17 protein-coding genes are annotated in these 18736 nt (G+C 48.3%); 4 read left to right on the forward strand and 13 right to left on the reverse strand.

Features of this window, described 5'->3' with window-relative positions; translation table 11 throughout:
• Positions 1 to 33: 33 nt before the first annotated feature.
• The 3 genes from BTJ40_RS12005 (at position 34) to BTJ40_RS12015 (ending at position 3132) form a co-directional block, all read left to right on the forward strand.
• Positions 34 to 1128 (forward strand): sensor histidine kinase, encoded by a 1095-nt coding sequence (locus tag BTJ40_RS12005; protein WP_108733316.1) that lies wholly within the window; start codon positions 34 to 36, stop codon positions 1126 to 1128.
• Positions 1100 to 1852 carry a LytTR family DNA-binding domain-containing protein gene (locus BTJ40_RS12010; protein WP_108733317.1) on the forward strand — a complete coding sequence of 251 codons (753 nt, stop codon included), beginning with the start codon at positions 1100 to 1102 and terminating at the stop codon, positions 1850 to 1852. The genes BTJ40_RS12005 and BTJ40_RS12010 overlap by 29 nt, the downstream gene beginning before the upstream one ends.
• A gap of 389 nt (positions 1853 to 2241) precedes the next feature.
• Positions 2242 to 3132: an aldo/keto reductase family oxidoreductase gene (locus BTJ40_RS12015; protein ID WP_238151991.1), complete on the forward strand. Its 891-nt coding sequence runs from the start codon at positions 2242 to 2244 to the stop codon at positions 3130 to 3132.
• Between the two features lie 124 nt (positions 3133 to 3256).
• Here BTJ40_RS12015 and BTJ40_RS12020 read toward each other — a convergent pair whose 3' ends face one another.
• Together BTJ40_RS12020 and BTJ40_RS12025 are read right to left on the reverse strand one after the other, a co-directional pair.
• The gene (locus BTJ40_RS12020; protein WP_108733319.1) at positions 3257 to 3904 is read right to left on the reverse strand and encodes a hypothetical protein; all 648 of its coding nucleotides are present in this window, start codon (positions 3902 to 3904) and stop codon (positions 3257 to 3259) included.
• A 910-nt stretch (positions 3905 to 4814) separates the two neighbouring features.
• Positions 4815 to 5639, reverse strand: a complete 825-nt coding sequence (locus tag BTJ40_RS12025) for a S1/P1 nuclease (protein ID WP_108733320.1) — start codon at positions 5637 to 5639, stop codon at positions 4815 to 4817.
• 233 nt (positions 5640 to 5872) lie between these two features.
• Between BTJ40_RS12025 and BTJ40_RS12030 the strand changes: the two genes are divergently transcribed.
• Positions 5873 to 9010, forward strand: coding sequence for a TonB-dependent receptor (locus tag BTJ40_RS12030; RefSeq protein WP_108733321.1), 3138 nt, complete (start codon positions 5873 to 5875; stop codon positions 9008 to 9010).
• 231 nt (positions 9011 to 9241) lie between these two features.
• Here BTJ40_RS12030 and BTJ40_RS12035 read toward each other — a convergent pair whose 3' ends face one another.
• The 11 genes from BTJ40_RS12035 to gspF form a co-directional block, all read right to left on the reverse strand.
• Complete coding sequence (locus tag BTJ40_RS12035; protein WP_108733322.1) at positions 9242 to 11455, reverse strand: response regulator; 2214 nt, start codon at positions 11453 to 11455, stop codon at positions 9242 to 9244.
• A 46-nt stretch (positions 11456 to 11501) separates the two neighbouring features.
• Positions 11502 to 11705, reverse strand: a complete 204-nt coding sequence (locus tag BTJ40_RS12040) for a DUF2788 domain-containing protein (RefSeq protein ID WP_108733323.1) — start codon at positions 11703 to 11705, stop codon at positions 11502 to 11504.
• A 109-nt stretch (positions 11706 to 11814) separates the two neighbouring features.
• Positions 11815 to 12087, reverse strand: coding sequence for an acetyltransferase (locus BTJ40_RS12045; protein ID WP_108733324.1), 273 nt, complete (start codon positions 12085 to 12087; stop codon positions 11815 to 11817).
• A gap of 148 nt (positions 12088 to 12235) precedes the next feature.
• Positions 12236 to 12724: a type II secretion system protein GspM gene (gene gspM, locus BTJ40_RS12050; protein WP_108733325.1), complete on the reverse strand. Its 489-nt coding sequence runs from the start codon at positions 12722 to 12724 to the stop codon at positions 12236 to 12238.
• 56 nt (positions 12725 to 12780) lie between these two features.
• Positions 12781 to 14121: a type II secretion system protein GspL gene (gspL, locus tag BTJ40_RS12055; RefSeq protein WP_108733326.1), complete on the reverse strand. Its 1341-nt coding sequence runs from the start codon at positions 14119 to 14121 to the stop codon at positions 12781 to 12783.
• An 11-nt stretch (positions 14122 to 14132) separates the two neighbouring features.
• Positions 14133 to 15119, reverse strand: a complete 987-nt coding sequence (gene gspK, locus BTJ40_RS12060) for a type II secretion system minor pseudopilin GspK (RefSeq protein WP_108733327.1) — start codon at positions 15117 to 15119, stop codon at positions 14133 to 14135.
• 18 nt (positions 15120 to 15137) lie between these two features.
• A complete protein-coding gene (locus tag BTJ40_RS12065) occupies positions 15138 to 15866 on the reverse strand; it encodes a type II secretion system protein GspJ (protein ID WP_108733328.1) in 729 nt (242 codons plus the stop codon).
• 5 nt (positions 15867 to 15871) lie between these two features.
• Positions 15872 to 16243 carry a type II secretion system minor pseudopilin GspI gene (gspI, locus tag BTJ40_RS12070; RefSeq protein ID WP_108733329.1) on the reverse strand — a complete coding sequence of 124 codons (372 nt, stop codon included), beginning with the start codon at positions 16241 to 16243 and terminating at the stop codon, positions 15872 to 15874.
• Positions 16233 to 16799 carry a type II secretion system minor pseudopilin GspH gene (gene gspH / locus BTJ40_RS12075; protein WP_108733330.1) on the reverse strand — a complete coding sequence of 189 codons (567 nt, stop codon included), beginning with the start codon at positions 16797 to 16799 and terminating at the stop codon, positions 16233 to 16235. Before gspH ends, gspI begins: the two co-directional genes overlap by 11 nt.
• 19 nt (positions 16800 to 16818) lie before the next feature.
• Positions 16819 to 17247 (reverse strand): type II secretion system major pseudopilin GspG, encoded by a 429-nt coding sequence (gene gspG, locus BTJ40_RS12080; RefSeq protein ID WP_108733331.1) that lies wholly within the window; start codon positions 17245 to 17247, stop codon positions 16819 to 16821.
• Between the two features lie 267 nt (positions 17248 to 17514).
• On the reverse strand, positions 17515 to 18735 hold the full coding sequence (gene gspF, locus BTJ40_RS12085) for a type II secretion system inner membrane protein GspF (RefSeq protein WP_108733332.1): 1221 nt from the start codon (positions 18733 to 18735) through the stop codon (positions 17515 to 17517).
• Position 18736: the final 1 nt, after the last annotated feature.

Here is an 18736-nt window from a genome sequence, read left to right on the forward strand (position 1 = left end):
TTACATTTCCAACAGGCTTAGCTGACATTTCAAATGACAAAGATTAAAAGGAAACCACCTTGGTCTGGAAACAGGAGGCTGATCCAGGTATGGATATTCTTAGTGGTTTGGCCATTACTAAACATTCTTATCATTTCCACTGTACTGTATTCTCTTAAACTTCTTACTACCTACACATTATTACTGGCCATAATAAAAATATGGGGTACATTTCTAACTGGCTACCTATTATTCAGTCTCATTGAAAAAATACTCAAGCTAAAACTAAAAATAACAATAGGACAGCATTATTGGTGGCTATTCAGGCTTACTGTAATTATCTTTATATTTATTGGAACTGCACCAATCGTAGAGATCACCCCTCAACCAAATGCACCGAAAATTAAATTTTTACCGATAATAATTATACTACTTGAGTCTTTTGTCTATTTGTCTGTGATGTATATCTTCAAACAACAGGAAGACTACTACCAGTCATACTTACATACACAAAAATCAGAATTACAAGTCCTAAAAATGCAATCTAACCCTCACTTTTTGTTTAACACGCTAAACCTAATAGCAACGGAGACATCCCGAAACCCACTGAAAGCAACAGAGCTTATTTACAATCTCTCCGATTTATTGCGGGAAACTGTAAGGCTAACCAAAAGACAATGGGTAACGATCGAAGAAGAATTACAACTAGTGGAGTTATACCTGATATTACAGCAGAAACGATTTGAGGATCGCTTTACATTTGACATAGACTGTTCACCCAGCTTGAACAAAAAACTGATCCCCTCTTTACTACTGCTTCCTGTAACAGAAAACGCCATCAAACACGGTCTAGCACCACAAGCTCAAAAAGGCCATGTAAGTATCAATGTAGAACTAAATAATGGCAATATGGAGATAGCAGTCCATGATACCGGAGCACCATTTGATGATAGCAATATTAAATTTGGCGAAGGGTTGCGCATCTTAGCCGAAACCCTACGGTTACTTTTTAACAGTGGCCATTCAATGAAACTGAGTTCAACCAGCGAGGGCGCAAGCTTAGAGATTTGCTTCCCAGAACACAACTCGTGTGTAGACATGGCAATAACAGAAGATAGAAATGAAACCAAAAACTGTCGTTATCATTGATGATGAAGCTGCCGCAAGACACAACTTAAAAGAAGTAATTAAAAATTTTGATGAGCTGAAAATCGTGGGAGAAGCAACAGATGGCAAGTCTGCAATAGAAACAATAATAGTGAAATGCCCCGATATTGTCTTCCTTGATATTGAAATGCCAGAAGTTACTGGTTTTGATGTTGCTATGAAAACCCAACATGTTAATTATCAGCTGGTTTTTTTGACCGCTTATGAACACTATGCATTACGCGCATTTAATACCAATGCTATTGACTACCTGGTGAAACCTGCCCGACCAGAAATAATTACTAAAAGCATTCACAAAATATTATGGCAGGAATTATACGCTATAGAAAAGAAAGTAAAATCAACCTGCAAGAATTGTTTAGTATTGAGCGATCACAAACAACAGAGAGTGATTGAGTATACACACATTAACTATATTGAGAGTATCGGACGCTATCGCCGTATACACCTAACTGAGACAGGCACTGAACTACACAAAACAGCTACTATTATTTCCGAAATAACACTGGACACATTATGCGAACAGCTACCAGGTGAAGTATTTTACCGATTGCATCGAAGTTATATCATCAATAGCAGCCGGATACTTGAACTAAAAATACAATCACGACGTCATTTTATTCGATTATCTAGCTCAGATACACTTATTCCTGTATCGCGAAGCTTTCTTAATACGCTAAAGAAACGTATTAAAGATAGAAGTTAATAATTTGTTCTGTATTTTAGTCCACCTACTGCAAAGACCTAGAGAGCCTCTGAATAATTCCGTAATATCTATGCGGGTCTTGAAAGCTTCAGATGTTAGGTGCAGCTCGCCACGAATATCCCTAATCCTTTGCAAGAGCTGCAACACAGCAGCTGTGTCCTTCAAGGTCCGCCCTGTGATTACGTATTTTAAGGCACCCCAAGAGTCGCGACGCCAACTTTATCGCTAACTGTAGCTGTATACGTAGTGATCAATGCGCTAATTACAGCATAATCAAAAGCTGAAAGTAAGCTATCCCGTACTCTACTTAAACCATTGAGAATCGATACGAACAAGAATACTCTAAGGCTTTTAAATATAGTGGGTATCTTGTGGTGGAGAGAGTGTTAGTGTCCCCCAATGGGCCGGTGTTATCACAGTTAATTCAAGGCTATTGGCGTATAGACAATTGGAATTTAACCCCGCAGGAGCGCTTAACGTTCCTAAAACAGCATCTAGACAAGGGAATTACCACTGTCGATCATGCGGATATTTATGGGGACTATTCCTGCGAACAACTGTTCGGAGAAGCACTGAAGCTGGATAAGTCAGTTCGCAACCAAATTGAGATTGTCACCAAATGCAACATCAAATTGCTCTCTGAAAAATATCCGGGGAGAACAGTTAAGCACTATGATTCCAGTGCAAAGCATATTCAGTTCTCAGTGGATAACTCTCTGTCCCGTCTCGGAGTAGAACATATTGATATCCTGCTTCTCCACCGGCCTGATGCTTTAATGGATGCAGATGAGGTTGCCAGTGTATTTACTGAACTTCAAAAAGCCGGCAAAGTAAAACACTTCGGTGTCTCCAATTTCACTCCCCAGCAATTTGATCTGCTGCAGTCCAGGCTAAATTCTCCATTGGTGACCAATCAGGTAGAGATTAATCCCTTGAATTTCAATGTGTCTGAAGATGGAACCCTGGATCAGTTACAGCAATATAGAGTTCGCCCTATGGCCTGGTCTTGCTTAGCAGGAGGGAGAATATTTAATGGATCAGATAGCCAGGCACAACGCTTACGTGTCACCTTGAAGGAAATCAAGGACGAAATCGGTGCAAACAATATTGACCAGGTTATCTATGCGTGGGTGCGCCGCTTTCCTTCCAAGCCTTTAGCGATCATGGGATCGGGTAAAATTGAGCGTATTGAATCTGCAATTGAAAGCCTGAATTTTAACCTGAATAGAGAGCAATGGTATAAAATTTGGACTGCTTCCAGGGGGCGTGAAGTTCCATAACGCCGATTTGCAGACTGAAGAAATTAGCAATTTTCCTGCTTTAGCAGTGGATTCTTTTATTACTCAATAACCAAGCGGTACGAACTTTGATCCAGTTGCACCGCCTGGTTATCTGACAGGGTTACTAACTCTGCTGCCCCATCTGGCTTGACCATTGCATCAAGCGACCTTGCGACATATTTTTATTTTTTTCATCCCCATTATTCATAAAGGATGCCAGTTCAGTTACCAAATTCCCTTTGCGCCACTCATAAAGGAAGCTTGCAAGCACATGGAAGGCAGCATCTGAACAGTTAGAGATAACTTGTAACTGACCATTATTATTACCCTCCAGGGAACTCAGTCTCTCCATCCACTTACCTGGGGCAAATGCGTAGTGGAATGTGATTCCGATATTGTCGAGATGACTTCCGTAACCCTGGGTACCCAGAAGCTCTTGTCGCAAGAAGTTCCTGAAACTTGTGTACTCTTGTTGAGAAACTTGCATCCCATAATATTGAGCTGTTGGATCAGCATTCATTCCTGTGTCATCGCGCCAGCGGCCATCTATTGGTCGCATATTATTGTGTCGTCCACCAACAGATCCTTTGAATGCATCCCAGGAGCTGTTAGGGTCCCAACCAACAATGGTATCAATAACACCATTGTTACCCGTTATTAGAGCAGTATGCCCATTCCATGTTCTGCCCAGGGAGCTTTCGACTCCACCATTACCCTGCCACTGCGCATAAAATCTTGAAAAGAAAGAGCTGTATGACCGCAAACTGGACACGAAACAAATGCCCGCAAAGTGTCCCTGACACGCCCTAGGATTAAAACCTCTTCCGCTCATGCCTACATCCTCCATAACGTCTGTGAATAAACTACGCCAGTATTAGTGTCTTGTTTTTAATAGCTTAAGAGCTCACACAATTTGCCTTGTAAACCGCTGAACCATGATTCTTATTTATCAGGGCTAAATGCAAAATGATTGATTCGCTACGCTACTCGGAATAATTTGATATCAAACTGGTACCATCGTGTCAATACAAGAGGTTTTCGATTCAAAGAGAGGAAAAGGTTTGGGGACTAAGGTGAATCGCGAAGCTTGATGAACTTAAAATCTGCTTGATAATAACAATAAAACCATTGCCTCAGTCAAAGTAACATTAAGATTGTGTATTACAGGCTCATAATGAAAATTATTAACCTATCTTGCGCCATGGATAAAAGCTGAAAACTTATTAAGAATTTTCACAGTAACGAGTATACGAACATGAATATACTCAAAAAAATTGGCATCCAAGGCCAACTCTTTCTGGATCAGACGCATTGGATATTCCATGGATTCTAAATCCAGCTATCGTGAGAAGCTTACTTGACGGCCCCACGACTGCTTTGAGATCCGTAATCCACCCTGGAAATTTCGGGGATCATAACTGGCTATTGTCCCAGACTCTTCATACCTGATGATATTGCTAAAGCGAAATAATGATTGCAAATTTCACAAGGATTTCAAAATAATCAACTTGAAAAGTATATTATTCAGGGCAATGAGCAGCTTTTAATAGAGCAATTGATGATACTGCAATCGATCTATCAATAAGCATAAAAAAAGCCAAGAAAATACTGGCTAATTTTGAAAGTACACTGCGGCCGGTTAGCCACAACCAGAAAATAGATTATGGCAAACCGTTAAAAGACTAATTGTTGGCGACATCGATTGCCGGGGTACCCAGAGCTGTATTTAATACAGCTGCTAAACGGACCCCACCCTGCTGCAAGCGTATTTCAACAGACTCTTGGCAACGCAAGAAGTACTTTTCCCCTAACTGTGTTTCGGTTGTATAAGCTAGGCTATGGGCCAGCTTATGCGATTCCTGCGCCCAAACCGCAACCGAAGTGGACTGCCAGAGCTGCCTTTCAGCCCCGCTGATCTTTTCTGTTTGTTCCTGGGCATAGTCCTGCCAGTCCGAAACAAGGCGGGAAACCAAATGAATATCCCAAAGTGCATGCAAATTTGTCTCAACTCCATAGAACTGGACTTGAACATCGTTCCCGCCTTTATCAGAAAACAAACCGGTATGTAGTGGTTGATGAAGATCGCCAACAAAGTGTGCGATAAACATAAGCGCTTCTGCACGCTCTATTTTTGTGCGAGACCGGTCTGCCAATACCTCCTGATAATTTTGAATTGCCTGCAAAATACAGCCGGCAGGTGGGCAATCACGCGCTTCTACATAAGTGTTCCAATTACGAGACAAATTTATATAGTGCAGCGGTGCAGCCCAATTGTAACTTTCATCAGCTCTAATTCGATCTGCCCAAGTTGTAGACTCAGCCAGATGTGGCTCTCCCGCCTCTTCCAGTAATAGCTCAATTTCATCAGCTACTTCGGGGTCGAGGTAATGCCATGCAATCTCCCCTACTACCCGGTGGCCATCATCCCCCCAGGCGTGTGCTTGCGTCATAGCTGTCAGTCCGAACAGTGCAACGAAGATACTCGTTACTATTATTCGTATGCTCATCAGGTAAGTCCGTCCGGGTAAATTTGCTGCCTACTTTAACGCCCATTTGTGACAAGTTCACGGCTGTAATAATTTATTTACATGCGCGCTACATAATCGCTTCAGCTCTTATCCAGTACTCAAAAAAATTACATAACCACCTTAACTGAAACTTGGAACCTAAGTTGCAAGAGCAAAACTCGACAATTACTTGGGCCACTTGAGTTGGCAATTCTTTAGACCAGGAAAAAGCTATGAAACCTTCTCTGTTCCCGCGCGTATTGTTATCCGCGGCGATTATCTCCGTAGCCAGTTTGGCGCAGGTATCCCATGCACAAGAAACCGCAGCAGGTATCCGCGGTTCTATTACAGGTAGCAATGGCCAAGCAGTTAGCGATGCCAAAGTAACAGTAATTCATACCCCATCCAATAGTCGCCGTGTAGTCGAAGTCAGCGATTCAGGTCAATTCAACCTTAGCGGCCTTCGTGTGGGTGGCCCCTACACGGTCACCATTGAATCTGACGAAGGCGAGCGTGTAATCGAGGATATCTATCTTTCCGTAGGTGATACCCTTCCCCTGAGCTTGACCCTCAGCTCCTCCAGCTTGGAGGAAGTAAGCGTTTTGGGTCAGGCTCTCAGCACATCCCGCCTGGCAGTAGGCCCTTCCTCTCACTTCAACAGCGATGACCTGGCAAGTGCCCCATCCGTAAACCGGGATATCAAAGACGTCCTGCGCCTAGACCCACGTGTATATGTTGACGAAGCCAACGTAGATGCCATCCAATGTGCCGGCGCTAACCCTCGCTTCAACAGCCTTACCGTTGACGGCGTTCGTATGAACGATAACTTCGGCCTGAATAGTAATGGCTACCCTACCGAACGCATGCCATTCTCCTATGATGCCATTGATCATGTAGCCGTAGAGCTGGCCCCTTTTGATGTCCAGTATGGCGGTTTCAGCGCTTGTAACATCAACGCAGTTACCAAATCCGGCACCAATGAGTGGCATGGTTCGTTTTTCTATGATTACACCGACGATGGATTCCGCGGCGATTCCCTCGAGGGTGACGATATCGATGTGGCTAGCTTTGAAGAAAAGCGTTACAACGCCACTTTGGGCGGGGCCATTATTGAAGACAAACTGTTCTTCTTTGCTGCCTATGAAAAACTAGAGGGCGTTGCCACTTTTGATCGCGGCCCAGCCGGTAGCAGCTCCGCAACTGAAGTCCAGGGTGTTTCTCAGGAACAACTTGATGAAATTATCCGTATCTCTAATGAAGTATATGGTTACAACCCAGGAGGACTGCCTACCAGCCTGCCGGAGGAAGACGAAAAACTTCTGGTTAAACTGGATTGGAACATCTCCGACGACCATCGCGCGGCATTTACCTACAACTATAACGATGGTTTCTCTATCGCTGAAGCCGATGGCGATGCCGATGAGCTCGAATTATCTAACCACTACTATGAACGCGGTGCAGAACTCAACTCTTACGTGGCTCAGTTGTTCTCAGACTGGAGCGACATCTTCTCCACTGAGATGAAAATTGGCTACTCGGAGTTGGACAATCGCCAAAACTCCCTGGGTGGAACTGATTTCGGTGAAGTACAAATCACCACTTATAATGACCACGATAACGATGGCAGTGATTCCCGTGCAACGGTTTACTTGGGAGCAGATGACTCACGTCATGCGAACAAGTTGAGCTATGAAAACCTTACTTTTAAGCTCGCAGGTAAACTGCTATTTGGTGAACACAATTTAACTGCAGGCTATGAGCACGAAAACTTCGATGTTTACAACCTGTTTATCCAGGAAGCTGCCGGCGAATACCGCTTTGATAGCATTGAAGATTTTGAAGCTGGCATCACCAACCGAGTCACTTATGAAAATGCGGCCGGCACCAACAATATCCTGGATGCCGCCGCTGAATTTAGTTACAGCATCGACACCCTATACGCTCAGGACGAATACACCTTTGCAAATCTCGACCTGACCGTTGTCGCCGGCCTGCGCTACGATCGCTATAGCAGCGATGATAAGCCAGTGGCAAATGCTGATATCTTTTCCACATATGGTTTCTCCAACCAGCACAACATGGATGGCCTGGATCTATTGCAGCCACGCCTCGGGCTCAGCTGGAATGTTGATGACAACCTAGAACTACACGGTGGTATCGGCCTCTATTCCGGTGGTAACCCCAATGTGTGGATCTCCAATAATTACTCCAACAATGGCGTACTTCAAATTGAAGCGCAGGATAGAAGCGGTACCTCACTATTCGATATGGATTGGACCAACAATGGCGATCCAATCTATGAAGTTCCTCAAGAACTCTACGACATGGTCGCCAATGGCGATGGCTCCGTAGGCGGGGTTAACTTGATGGACCCGGATTTTGAACTGCCATCCATTTGGAAATACGCAATTGGTGGTAGCTACGAGTTTGATTCAGGATACTTGGTTTCCGCAGACTATTTGTACAGCGATTATCAGGATGCCGCTATTATTCAAGACATTTCGCTTGAACAGGTTGGTACTACTGCCGACGGACGCCCAATTTATGACAGCACCAATGGTCGTAGCCAAGACTTTATGCTGACCAATGTGGATGGCGACTCAGGCTATTCCAGCGTTTTCTCTCTTGGTTTGAGCAAATCTTTCGACTTCGGACTGAGTGTTGCAGTTGGTTACGCCTTTACTGAAGCTGAAGATGTTAACCCAATGACGAGCTCAGTGGCCTACTCCAATTACACGACTATCGCTACTGCGGATGCACAGGACCCAGGTACTGCAACTTCCAACTATGTAGTTCCACATCGCTTCACCTTGAAGCTGGACTACACTCAGGAGTTCTTCGCGGGATACGAAACACGCTTCACCTTATTCGGCTCTGCCAACGAAGGTGTTCCCTATAGCTACACATTTGGCGACCAGATCTTTGGTGATGCCGGTTGGGGGCGTGGCTTGCTCTACGTGCCCACGGGTGCCGATGATGTCAATGTTGTATTTGCAGATGACTTCGATACTGATGCCTTCTTTGCCTGGGTCGACTCTGAAGACCTGGATAGCGGGACTATGGAACGCAATTCACTTAACAGTAATTGGTGGACAAAGTTCGATCTACGTATAGACCAACAACTACCAGGATGGCGTGCGGAAGACCGGGTAAACGCGTATTTTGTAATTGAAAACCTGGGCAATCTGCTAAATGACGAATGGGGTGTCATGTATGAAGGTGGATTCCCTCGCTACCAGTCTGCAGTAACTGCAACCATTGATGATCAGGGGCGCTATGTGTTCGAGGAGTTCCTAGACCCAGCAGGGCAAACCCGAGTGACCGATGCCTCCCTGTGGAGCGCACGAATGGGAATACGCTACGAATTCTGATCTTACCTTTCACAGCAAGGCCATAGTTTTACTGTGGCCTTTTTTGTTTCACTACTCCAAAAATCAGCTATTTCTACCAATTATTTCAGTAGTTACTGAGTGAATCAGTTTTCAAAGCTGGGACTCTGCTTACCATCAAAAGCCGCAAGGCGAAAAATATAAGCAATTGGAAATAAAAAAGCCGCATTTACTTGCGGCTTTTATACTGAATATCAAAGCAAGACAAATAAGCTAGGCACTACCCAACCAGCGAGCCAGGGTTTCCCGAAGGAGATCTTTACTGAGAGGCTTTGTCAGATAATCATCCATACCGGCAGCCAGGCATCGGCCTTCAAACTGCTCTTCAGTGGTACTGGTTACTGCAACAATTGGCAGACGGTCATCCGGACGATGCTCAGATTCCCAGCGACGCAGAATTTCGATAATCTGGGCGCTGTGGTCCGTATTTTGTTGGCAGTCCACCAACACAAGGTCGTAATGACCCTCCGACAGGCGAACCAGTGCATCATCCGCGTCTACAGCTATATCTACCTGATAACCTAAAGCCTGAAGCATTTCTTCGGTCACCCATTGGTGGGGACGAGACTCTTCGACCAATAGCAAAGAGTAATGGCGTGGCTGGTCGGCGCCTCCCGTAACTACCCTGCGACAACTTCTTTTTACCCCACCAAACAATAAAGCGACCAGGGCATCGTGCAGCTCTTTACGGGTTACAGGACGCCCCAAATACTGGGCTGATGGCAATAACTGCTGGAGGTGAGCGAACTCACTTTTCTGCCCAAAGCCACCGAGGCATACCAGGCGGCTTTCTTTGTCCCCCTCCCCTTGGGATTTTTCAAAGAAGGGGGTGATGCAATTAAAGAGAGTTGAGTCCCCCATTGCCGGCGCCATCATTACCAGCTGATCACGTTCAACCGCTTGGCGAAGTAGCTGTTGAACCTCACACTCACAACCTTCGCACCAGCGAATAGATTTTACATCCATCCCAAAAGAGCGCAGCACCTGCACAAGCCCGGAGATAAACAGTCCTTTTTGGTGGATCAATAGAACTTCAGTATCCTGTAACTTGCGGTCGGGGGTGAGATAAGTCCTCTGGTTTTGTTCGGTGGAATACTTGATTACGACCTGATACCGGTTGCCATCCGGTGTTGAATGCAACTGTAGATAGCCCCCCATGGCCTCTGCCAGGCCCTTGGCAATCGACAGGCCAAGGCCCGTAGTTACCTGGGTGGTATCCATACGGGAGAAGGCACCGAACAGTTCGCTCTCATCCGGCAATATCTCACCGCGTCCGTCATCCATCAGGGTGATCGAGAGTTGGCCTTCAACCGTGGTGATCGGGTTGTAAGATACCTCCCCCCACAATTCTCCTCTCTGGGCAATGCCTGTAGCAGAATCCACCAGGTTGCGTATCAGTTGGGCTGTCTTGCGGTTATCGCCTATCACCATCACCGGGAGATTGTCATCAATCTGGAAGTTGAACTCCAACTCCTGGCTATGGGCTGCTCTCGCTGCAAATTTGAACGATTTCTCGACTGTCTTGACCAGGTTAAAAGGTCCCTGGCGCAACCGGATATCTTTGCGTGCCACACGGGTGAACAGGCCTACATTATCAACCAGCTTAAGCTGCTGACTGCTGGCTGTCTTGGCCAGCTCCACCCACTCCCGCTGTCTGTCGCTTAATGGCTCTGCTTCCAGCAGTGCCAGGGCACCAAGGGAGTCAGACAACTGACTGCGAAATTCCTGACCGATATTGGCAATAAACTCATTGGTCAATTCAACTGCCGCTTCAGAGTGTTTGCGCGCAGCAGCCAAACTGCTGGCCCGCTGTTGCAACTCTTGCATCGCTGACAGGCGCTCCCAATAGTTCTCGGACTCACGCCGTCCCTGATGAGCTGTCAACCAGATAAAGGCGAGCGTAAGGGTCCCGTAGATAGTCCCTAGAATCATGCCTGAGAACAGGGCCATTAGCGCTGCGGGTAATAGAGAGGTTGCGGTGAACCAGGACAGGAATCGGTGATAGGGAGAGAATACGGTTGTAACGCTGGAGCAAAAGATTACGGAGTAGATCCACAGAAAGTGGGTCTCGGGAGCGAACCCCATCAAGTAGACAAAATAAAATAGGGTAATGCCCCACCAGGCTGAACCGATAATCGAGAACAAAAAGTAGCGATTGCGCCAGCGATTGGGTCCGGAACTATAGAGATGGTCAAAGCGAAAAACGTAGTAGCCCCTAATCAGGGTCAGCACTACCAGGCCGACGCCCATAGTCAACAACAGGCGTGGAGCCTCAAGACGCATATCACCGATAGAGGCGGCAATCAGAAACGCAAAAAGGGAGAGCACCATGCCTCGCCGGGTATACTTGGCGATACGCATATCCGTTGCTCGGCAAATACGTCTGTCTTTTTGAACCTTGAGTTCAGGGCGATCAAATATGGACATTGTGACCTTCCCTGGGAGACTGGGTATCCGATGCCATTGAAGCCCCCTAGCCTATTCCGAGTACTTCAACCATAACGGTTTTTATAAGAAATCCGAGCAACCCGAGGCCCAAGGCGAGGAACAAAATAAAGGTTCCAAATCTCCCGGCCTTGGAATCTTTTGCCAGATTCCAAACGATAAACACCATGAATAGAATGAGTGCACCGATTCCCAACCACAGGGAGTATTCTTCAAACTGCTCAAATGTCATGCGTACATTCGCTTAAAAAATTGGCGCGCATTGTACAGTGCTTAAAGGCAACTGGTAAGTCATTGGTAAAATCTAGTCGATCACCGCTTCATTTGGCGTAACTATAGATTCAAGCCCCTTGATAGTAATCCCCATCTTCTGAAGCGTGAGTGCCACAACGAAGCCTGCGGACTTCTTTATCCCGGTAGCGGCTATCATGCCAGCACCTCGGGAGCGGTTCACCAGACAGGAAGCATAAGTCAGTTTTATCGAAAACTTCGGGATCTTGAATTTCCTCTCCCCAAAGGTAGCGACCGACTACAGTCAGCTCGTAAGGATTGGAAAGTGTGACGATATCAGCCACTTCTACCAAATGCTTGGAGGATATGTCTTTAAAAAGCATAGTGGCACCTTTTTCCTCGTTACTAAACTAGTATAGGGCTAAAGATGACAATTCCGCCTAAAACCTCCTGGCCAAGGAATTTACGTAAGCGGTAGCTGGGGGAACTGGCCTGAATTCTATACTCAGGCCGTTCAGTGATGGGTGACTATTAGCCTTCAATCGTCAATCGGGCAGATACCATACCCTCGTCGGCAAGAGCATCGAGGTTGATTGTCCGAACCGCCATTTTTTCCTGCATCAAACGATTGAGCCAGGGTTGCAGATCTTGATAGCGGACTTCCTCTATCCACAGGCGAATACGATTATCACCCTCTGGTTCAAAGCGCTTGATTACAATCTGGTTTTGTTTGGCAGCACCAGTGACCCGCTGCAGCAGAGTTCCTGAAGCGCCGCTTGAACCGCCGCCAGCTGGCTTAATTCGCTCCAGTGTTGGGCGCTGGCTTTGCATCCAGTTTACCAGTTCTCGGGTTTCCTCAGCTCGCAAGCGGGACTCATCAAAAAAGCCTTTTGCTGGGGAGTACAAACCATAGACAATAAAAATAATCGCCCCGAATATACTCAACAGACCCAGAGCTCTCTGGTCATTGGGCGGAAGTGCCTGCCATTTCTGGCGCCACTGTTCGATCTGTTCTTTCATTATGTTGCTACCACCAATCTCTTCTTACGTTTGGCTGCTCAATTACACCGCTGGCTTTAACGTAAGCGGATACGACCTGAAACGCCCTTCTTCAATTCATTCGCACCTAACAGGTCCGCTTTAATACCGCCGCCAGATAGCTTGCTGACAAATGCATCCAGATCCGACAGGTTTTCTGCCTGAAGCTGCAATACCATTTCCCCACGCTGACCATCAAAACGCAGTGACTGCAATTTCAGTGCGCCGCCTTTGTGAGCGATCCAAATCTTGCTTAATTGCTGCATCTGGTTAGAAAAAGCACCGCCCTGATTTCCCGCACCCTTCAGGAAGCCCTCAAGCTGCCGGCGCATCTGTGCGGACGGCCGTGTATTGGGAAACAACTCGGTAAACATCGCCCGGGCTTCGTTTTCAGCTTGGTTACCTTGCCACTGATAAAAAGCTCCGGCCCCTACGAAGAACAACAACTGGACAACAAAGCAGGCTGCGGCAACCTTTGCCGGACGCATCCACCAAACCGCAGCACTCTTACTACTGGATAACTGATAATCCCCGGTTAACAGGTTTGTCAGGGATCCCGGCTTAAATCGTTCAATCAAAACTTCTTCCGCTGGGCGCTGGTTCAGCTGCAAGCCGTCACCAAACTGGGATTCCAGCTCCGCAACAACCAGCCCATCAGATTCGCCAGCACCTAGCAACACCACCTTCGTGCTATCGATCGGCTCGCCACTTTCGGCATCTCCGTCGGTTTCAGTATCGCCGCCATCATCCAGCAGTGAGCCCAGTAACGGCTGCAGGAAGTCGCGATTCACCGTCAGGCCCTGCCCGGCACCTTTCCAGATATGCGCCTGCCCGCCATCCAGCCACAGGCGAATATCACCGTCGATCAAACTCAGTAATTCATATTCGGGCACTACGGCAGCTAACGGCCATTGGAGGCGCTCCATCTGGGAGTGAAGCGCTTCTATTTTTTCTATATCAATAGCGTAAACACTGCAGAGGTCACCGGACCGGGGCCTGCAAGCAAAATGCAAATCCTCCACATCCTGGGCCAAGTGCTCTTCAACCATATAGCCAATGGCACTGGCCTGGCGGCGAGCGGCCTTGGGTATGGTTTCGAGGCCGCTCCATACCCAGTTACCTGGCACCATTAGCAGCGCCTTAGCTCCCTGGGGCAGATTGAGCTGAGGAACTTCGGGCTCCTCCTCTGGAACTACAAAATCCGGATTAAATGCCTGGGCAAATTCCTCATCCAGGGCAACCTGTTGCCAGATACCCTCTTGCCACTGATGCAAGCGCAGAGTCAGGTCAGCTGTTTCACTCAGCCGCAACAGAACCAAAGACGATTGTGGGGGCGCTGCAGGGGCTTCAATCTCGTTAATGCTTTTCTTTTTAAACATACAATTTCTAACTATTCGCTCTCTTCAGTGCTTTCGTAGTCGAGTAGCTCCTGCATCATTTGACCAGAAAAGGCCCGGCGCTGGCGCTGGCGTACCCGAACCGAGCCATCTGTGCTATCCCGAACAAGGGCGGATTCCCAATACTGCCGGTATTCGCCATCTTCCCCGAGTTGGACAGCAATACGCGCCAGAAAGTGCTGGCTTTGATAGGTAAAAGGTCCCGAGTTGGCGATTTCGTAGTCCGCATATTCACTCGAATCACTGATATAGCCACCAGACTCGCGGAGCTGTACCAGTTTGGAAACACTCGCAGAAGGTTCAACCGCCTCAATCAGCTCCTCGGAAGCCGTGTTGATATTTACCAGGGTTCCTGTTTCCGGGAGGGCGCAGAGAAAAGGCACTAGCTTCTGCCAATCCTCCATCTCCATATCCACTACCGATGACAACTCAGAGATATCACTAATCATTATGTCCGGAGTTCTATGGGCAAGTTCCCTACCGAGATAGCCGTCGTCCTCTGTCCCAGAGGTTCGCGGGGTATCGCCGTCGTCCACCCAGTCTGCAATTGACTTGGCCAACTCAGACTTGCCAGTGACGTTATTCACCAAACGCTGGAAGATCTCGAATTGATCACTATCGCTGCTATCAGACAAATTATTCACGTTAAAACATGAATGTAAGTCCTTGATATTCATGCGAATCTTACCGTTATCCGGATTAAACTGCAGAACTGGGAATGCCCAGGCCTCAAGGGCGTGATCCGCAGTTTCCTCCTCTTCCTGGTCTTCCTCGAAATCCTCCAACAGTGCTACCCGAGTCCAGGCTTCAGCAGCTTCAACAAATTCTGCAAGCTGCGTATTAGCAAGCAGTGCACCGCTACGAGAAATCGCGATTTGATCCCGCAAGATGGCGTGGGACACTGCCGCGATGGCTATCACCATCACCAGTAATACAACAATCAGAGCTACCCCTCTTTGACCACCCAGCAGCGTCGGCATGTTTCTACTCTTCATTGCCTAAGTACCGTCGCCATCATCACCGTCGTCATCAGAAGAGCTGTCTTCCTCTGATAGTATCTGGAAAACACGACGAATCTCCCCGTACTGCCGAGTGACAATGACGAACTCTATAGCCTGGGGAAGGCGCGTATCCGCTTCGGTTGTGGAAGTAGTTGTGCTGAGGGGCGGCCACTGAGCAACCCAGGCATTGCTGTCCGGGTCCAGATATTGAAGACTCAAGCTTTCAACCCCCATTAGAAGGGGCTCAGCGATGGGCTCAGAATCGGGAGATCGATCCAAGACCTGCCAGCGACCGCGCAACAGCAGCCCACCGATATCCTCGCCCTCCTCTCCAGTACCGATAGTCAGAGAGTCAGATTCAAGATCCTCGGCGTAACCGATGCTATAGCTCAAGCGCAACAACTCTCCCCGAGGTTCACCAGTGAGGTTTGCCGCACCAAGACGAGTAAACTCCAGCTCGTCTTCATCACCGCGCAACGCGGGCTCGTAGCCGCTATAGGCATTTTTAACTGCACGAGCAGTAACCTGGCGGAAATCATTATCTATGCGGTACATCGCCATGGAAAAGCGGCGCAGCTGCTCCGCTCTCTGGTCCACCATCTCTTCGGTATCAAAAAAGAGCCCCAACAGAGAAAAAGAGCCAACACTGATAATCGCGACCAGGATTAAAACAACGAGAACTTCAACGAGGGTAAAGCCCGATTGGCTGGGAAGGCGCATAGACATTTCAGTTACTCCTCCGCAGCCCAGGCATCCAGGGTCAAGGTTGGGTATTCTGCATCCAGGTGGCCTACCTCAATAATGATATGGCGCAAGCGCTCATTGCTGGTGGCTTCCACACGAGCAGTCACTTCCCACTCCTGCTGTCCGAGTACCACCTGATCTGTTTGTTCACCCAATGGGGGCCAGGGAGTCTGCACGCGAACCTGGGAGAGTACCTGTTGGGCAACCCAGTTTGCAGAGAGGCGATCTTCCATCACCCGCTGTTGGCGAACACTGCGCTGCATAGCCTGCAAAACACTCGCAGCAATAACCCCAAAAATCACCAGGGCTATCAGAACTTCAACCAGAGTAAAGCCGCGCTGGGTACCCTTAAAATTCATCGGCCTGCCACTCTAGCTGCAATCCATTCAGACTGGTGTAAGAAATGGTTGCACCACGAACATCGTCACCATTCTCGACAAGGTACATGGCAACTTCCACTGGAAGTACCTCTCCACTGGAGAGGGCGACAAACTGCGGGATCACACGATCTTCATCGGTCTCTTCCGCAAACTCCGTTGATTCTACCGAGGGCAGTTCAGCCTCGGTAATTACCTCAAGTCGGATAATTTCCGGCAGTTCATGGGTGGCAAAACGCGCAGCGCGCCTGCCAGTCACCACCGTATCCAACGGCAGCCAAGTCATGGTTTCCTGCTCAAAATGCACCACACTGTAGGTGCCCTGCTCAAAAACAACGCCATAGTGCATTTTGTCAATAAGGGCCCGGTCTGCCACCAACTGCAACAGGGCTGACAGGCGCTGGGCTTCTTTTTGCCAGACACGCCCAGCCGAGTTCCCCATCGACAGAGTCGCCATCCCCGCCAAAGAAGCGATGATGACGATCACTACCAACAGCTCAATCAGCGTAAAGCCACGGCTTCGACCGATTCTGTACATTGAATACAAATTTCAGGTGTTACAGGTCAGTAACGTAGATATCAGCAGCTTCACCCTCGCCACCTGCTTTGCCATCAGCACCGAGGGTGAACAGGTCGTAGGCACCGGCACTGCCCGGGCTGATGTATTGATACTCGTAGCCCCAAGGATCTTTTGGCGCTTTCTTAAGGTAAGGCTCAGTCCAGTTTTTTGCCTCGGGGAAACCGGAGGGACGGGATACCAGTGCCTGCAAGCCCTGATCAGAGCTGGGATAAACAAAGTTATCCATGCGGTAAAGATCCAGTGCAGTCTCAATTGCTTTCAGGTCAACCCTGGCCGCTTTCATACGAGCTTCCCCGGTCTTACCAAGAACGTTAGGTACAACCAGTGCACCAAGGACCCCGAGAATTACGATAACCACCATAATTTCAATCAGGGTAAAGCCACCACTTTTACGTAGGGTTTTCATTTTTCTCTCCTAGTTCACTCAAACTCTGGGAACCCCAAGGGTCACGATACCCTTCGTGACCCCAATTATTTAAAAGTCACCAAATTACTAAATTACACGATTCCCCAACCTAAAGCAGCAACATGCCCAGCAAAACTGCTGCTCCCAGCCCAACGAGAATCTTCGACGCCTCTAGCAGTGTAAAGCCGGCGTTGTTGCGCAAGGATTTCATATCGACCTCCCAAGGCACCTACACACTCACTCTTTGACCTACACCTCATTTGAGCATTAAACGACCAATTCGTTCATGCTCAGGATTGGCATCATAATGGCCATGACGATAAACAGTACGATAGCCGCCATAATCAGTAGCATCAGGGGCTCAAAGATACTGACAAAGGCAGTAACCGCACCCTGCAAATCCTGCTCTTGTGAATCCGCCGCCCGCTGTAGCATTTCATCGAGAGTACCCGAGGACTCACCACTGGCGATCATATAGATCATCATTGGTGGAAAGTAGCCCACATCTTCTAGTGCCTTTCGCAGGCTCCCCCCCTCACGCACACTTTTTTGAGCGGCGTCGAGGCGATCTTTGAGGAAGGTATTAGTCATCACCCCACTGGCGATACCCATGGCCTGAACCAGCGGCACACTGCTGCCCGTGAGAATCGCGAGGGTACCCACATAGCGGGCACTCTGGGTACCGCGCATCATCCAGCCAATAATTGGCAGCTCCAGCAAGCGGTGGTGGAAACGATATCGGATCGCCGGGCGCCGCAGCATCATTACAGCGCCAAATATCAACGCTCCGATTGCTGGTGGCACCAGCCACCCCCAGGCAGAAATGAAATCACTCATGGAGACCAGGATGCGGGTAGCAAGCGGCAAAACTTGCCCGGTTCCAGTAAATACCTCAATAACATCGGGCACCACGTAAACCATCAACCCGGTAACTACCAGCACACAGATAAACACCAAAACGACCGGGTAGATCAGCGCAAGCTGCACCTTCTGCCTAAACTGCTGCTGCCCTTCCGTGTAGTCACCGAGACGATCCAGGACCGCGTCCAAGTGACCCGAATGCTCCCCCGCTTCAACCGTAGCGCGATAGAGTTTGGGGAACGCCCGAGGAAAGCTGCTCAAAGCCAGTGCAAAGCTGTGCCCTTCCAGGATCTTACCCCGCACAGCCAATACCACGCGTTTGATTTTTTGGTTGCGAGTCTGGTTCGCAATGGCTCCAAGAGTTTCTTCCAGAGGAATACCCGCTCGAAGCAAGGTAGACATCTGACGAGTCAACAGAGCCAGGTTTTTTACACTCAGCCCAGGACTGCCAGACAGGAAACTGGCTCCGCCGCCCTTCTCTTCCTTCTCCGTAGCAGCACTGACTTCCAGGGGCACCATGCCCTTGGCGCGCAATTGCTGACGTGCAGCGCGCGCGCTATCCGCCTCAAGCGTACCGCGGCTCTTGCGGCCGGATGCTGCCAGCGCTGTATACTCAAAAGCTGCCACA

It is taken from the genome of Microbulbifer sp. A4B17, from assembly GCF_003076275.1.
In the GTDB taxonomy this organism is placed as follows: domain Bacteria; phylum Pseudomonadota; class Gammaproteobacteria; order Pseudomonadales; family Cellvibrionaceae; genus Microbulbifer.

Bases quoted from the DNA above. Each gene is read 5' to 3' on its own strand.
- BTJ40_RS12005 (WP_108733316.1), top strand. From the start codon at position 34: ATGACAAAGATTAAAAGGAAACCACCTTGGTCTGGAAACAGGAGGCTG.
- gspH (WP_108733330.1), bottom strand. From the start codon at position 16,799: ATGTACAGAATCGGTCGAAGCCGTGGCTTTACGCTGATTGAGCTGTTG.
- BTJ40_RS12030 (WP_108733321.1), top strand. From the start codon at position 5,873: ATGAAACCTTCTCTGTTCCCGCGCGTATTGTTATCCGCGGCGATTATC.
- BTJ40_RS12025 (WP_108733320.1), bottom strand. From the start codon at position 5,639: ATGAGCATACGAATAATAGTAACGAGTATCTTCGTTGCACTGTTCGGA.
- gspG (WP_108733331.1), bottom strand. From the start codon at position 17,247: ATGAAAACCCTACGTAAAAGTGGTGGCTTTACCCTGATTGAAATTATG.
- gspL (WP_108733326.1), bottom strand. From the start codon at position 14,121: ATGTTTAAAAAGAAAAGCATTAACGAGATTGAAGCCCCTGCAGCGCCC.
- BTJ40_RS12040 (WP_108733323.1), bottom strand. From the start codon at position 11,705: ATGACATTTGAGCAGTTTGAAGAATACTCCCTGTGGTTGGGAATCGGT.
- BTJ40_RS12010 (WP_108733317.1), top strand. From the start codon at position 1,100: ATGAAACCAAAAACTGTCGTTATCATTGATGATGAAGCTGCCGCAAGA.
- gspI (WP_108733329.1), bottom strand. From the start codon at position 16,243: ATGAATTTTAAGGGTACCCAGCGCGGCTTTACTCTGGTTGAAGTTCTG.
- BTJ40_RS12045 (WP_108733324.1), bottom strand. From the start codon at position 12,087: ATGCTTTTTAAAGACATATCCTCCAAGCATTTGGTAGAAGTGGCTGAT.
- BTJ40_RS12035 (WP_108733322.1), bottom strand. From the start codon at position 11,455: ATGTCCATATTTGATCGCCCTGAACTCAAGGTTCAAAAAGACAGACGT.
- gspM (WP_108733325.1), bottom strand. From the start codon at position 12,724: ATGAAAGAACAGATCGAACAGTGGCGCCAGAAATGGCAGGCACTTCCG.
- gspK (WP_108733327.1), bottom strand. From the start codon at position 15,119: ATGCCGACGCTGCTGGGTGGTCAAAGAGGGGTAGCTCTGATTGTTGTA.
- BTJ40_RS12065 (WP_108733328.1), bottom strand. From the start codon at position 15,866: ATGTCTATGCGCCTTCCCAGCCAATCGGGCTTTACCCTCGTTGAAGTT.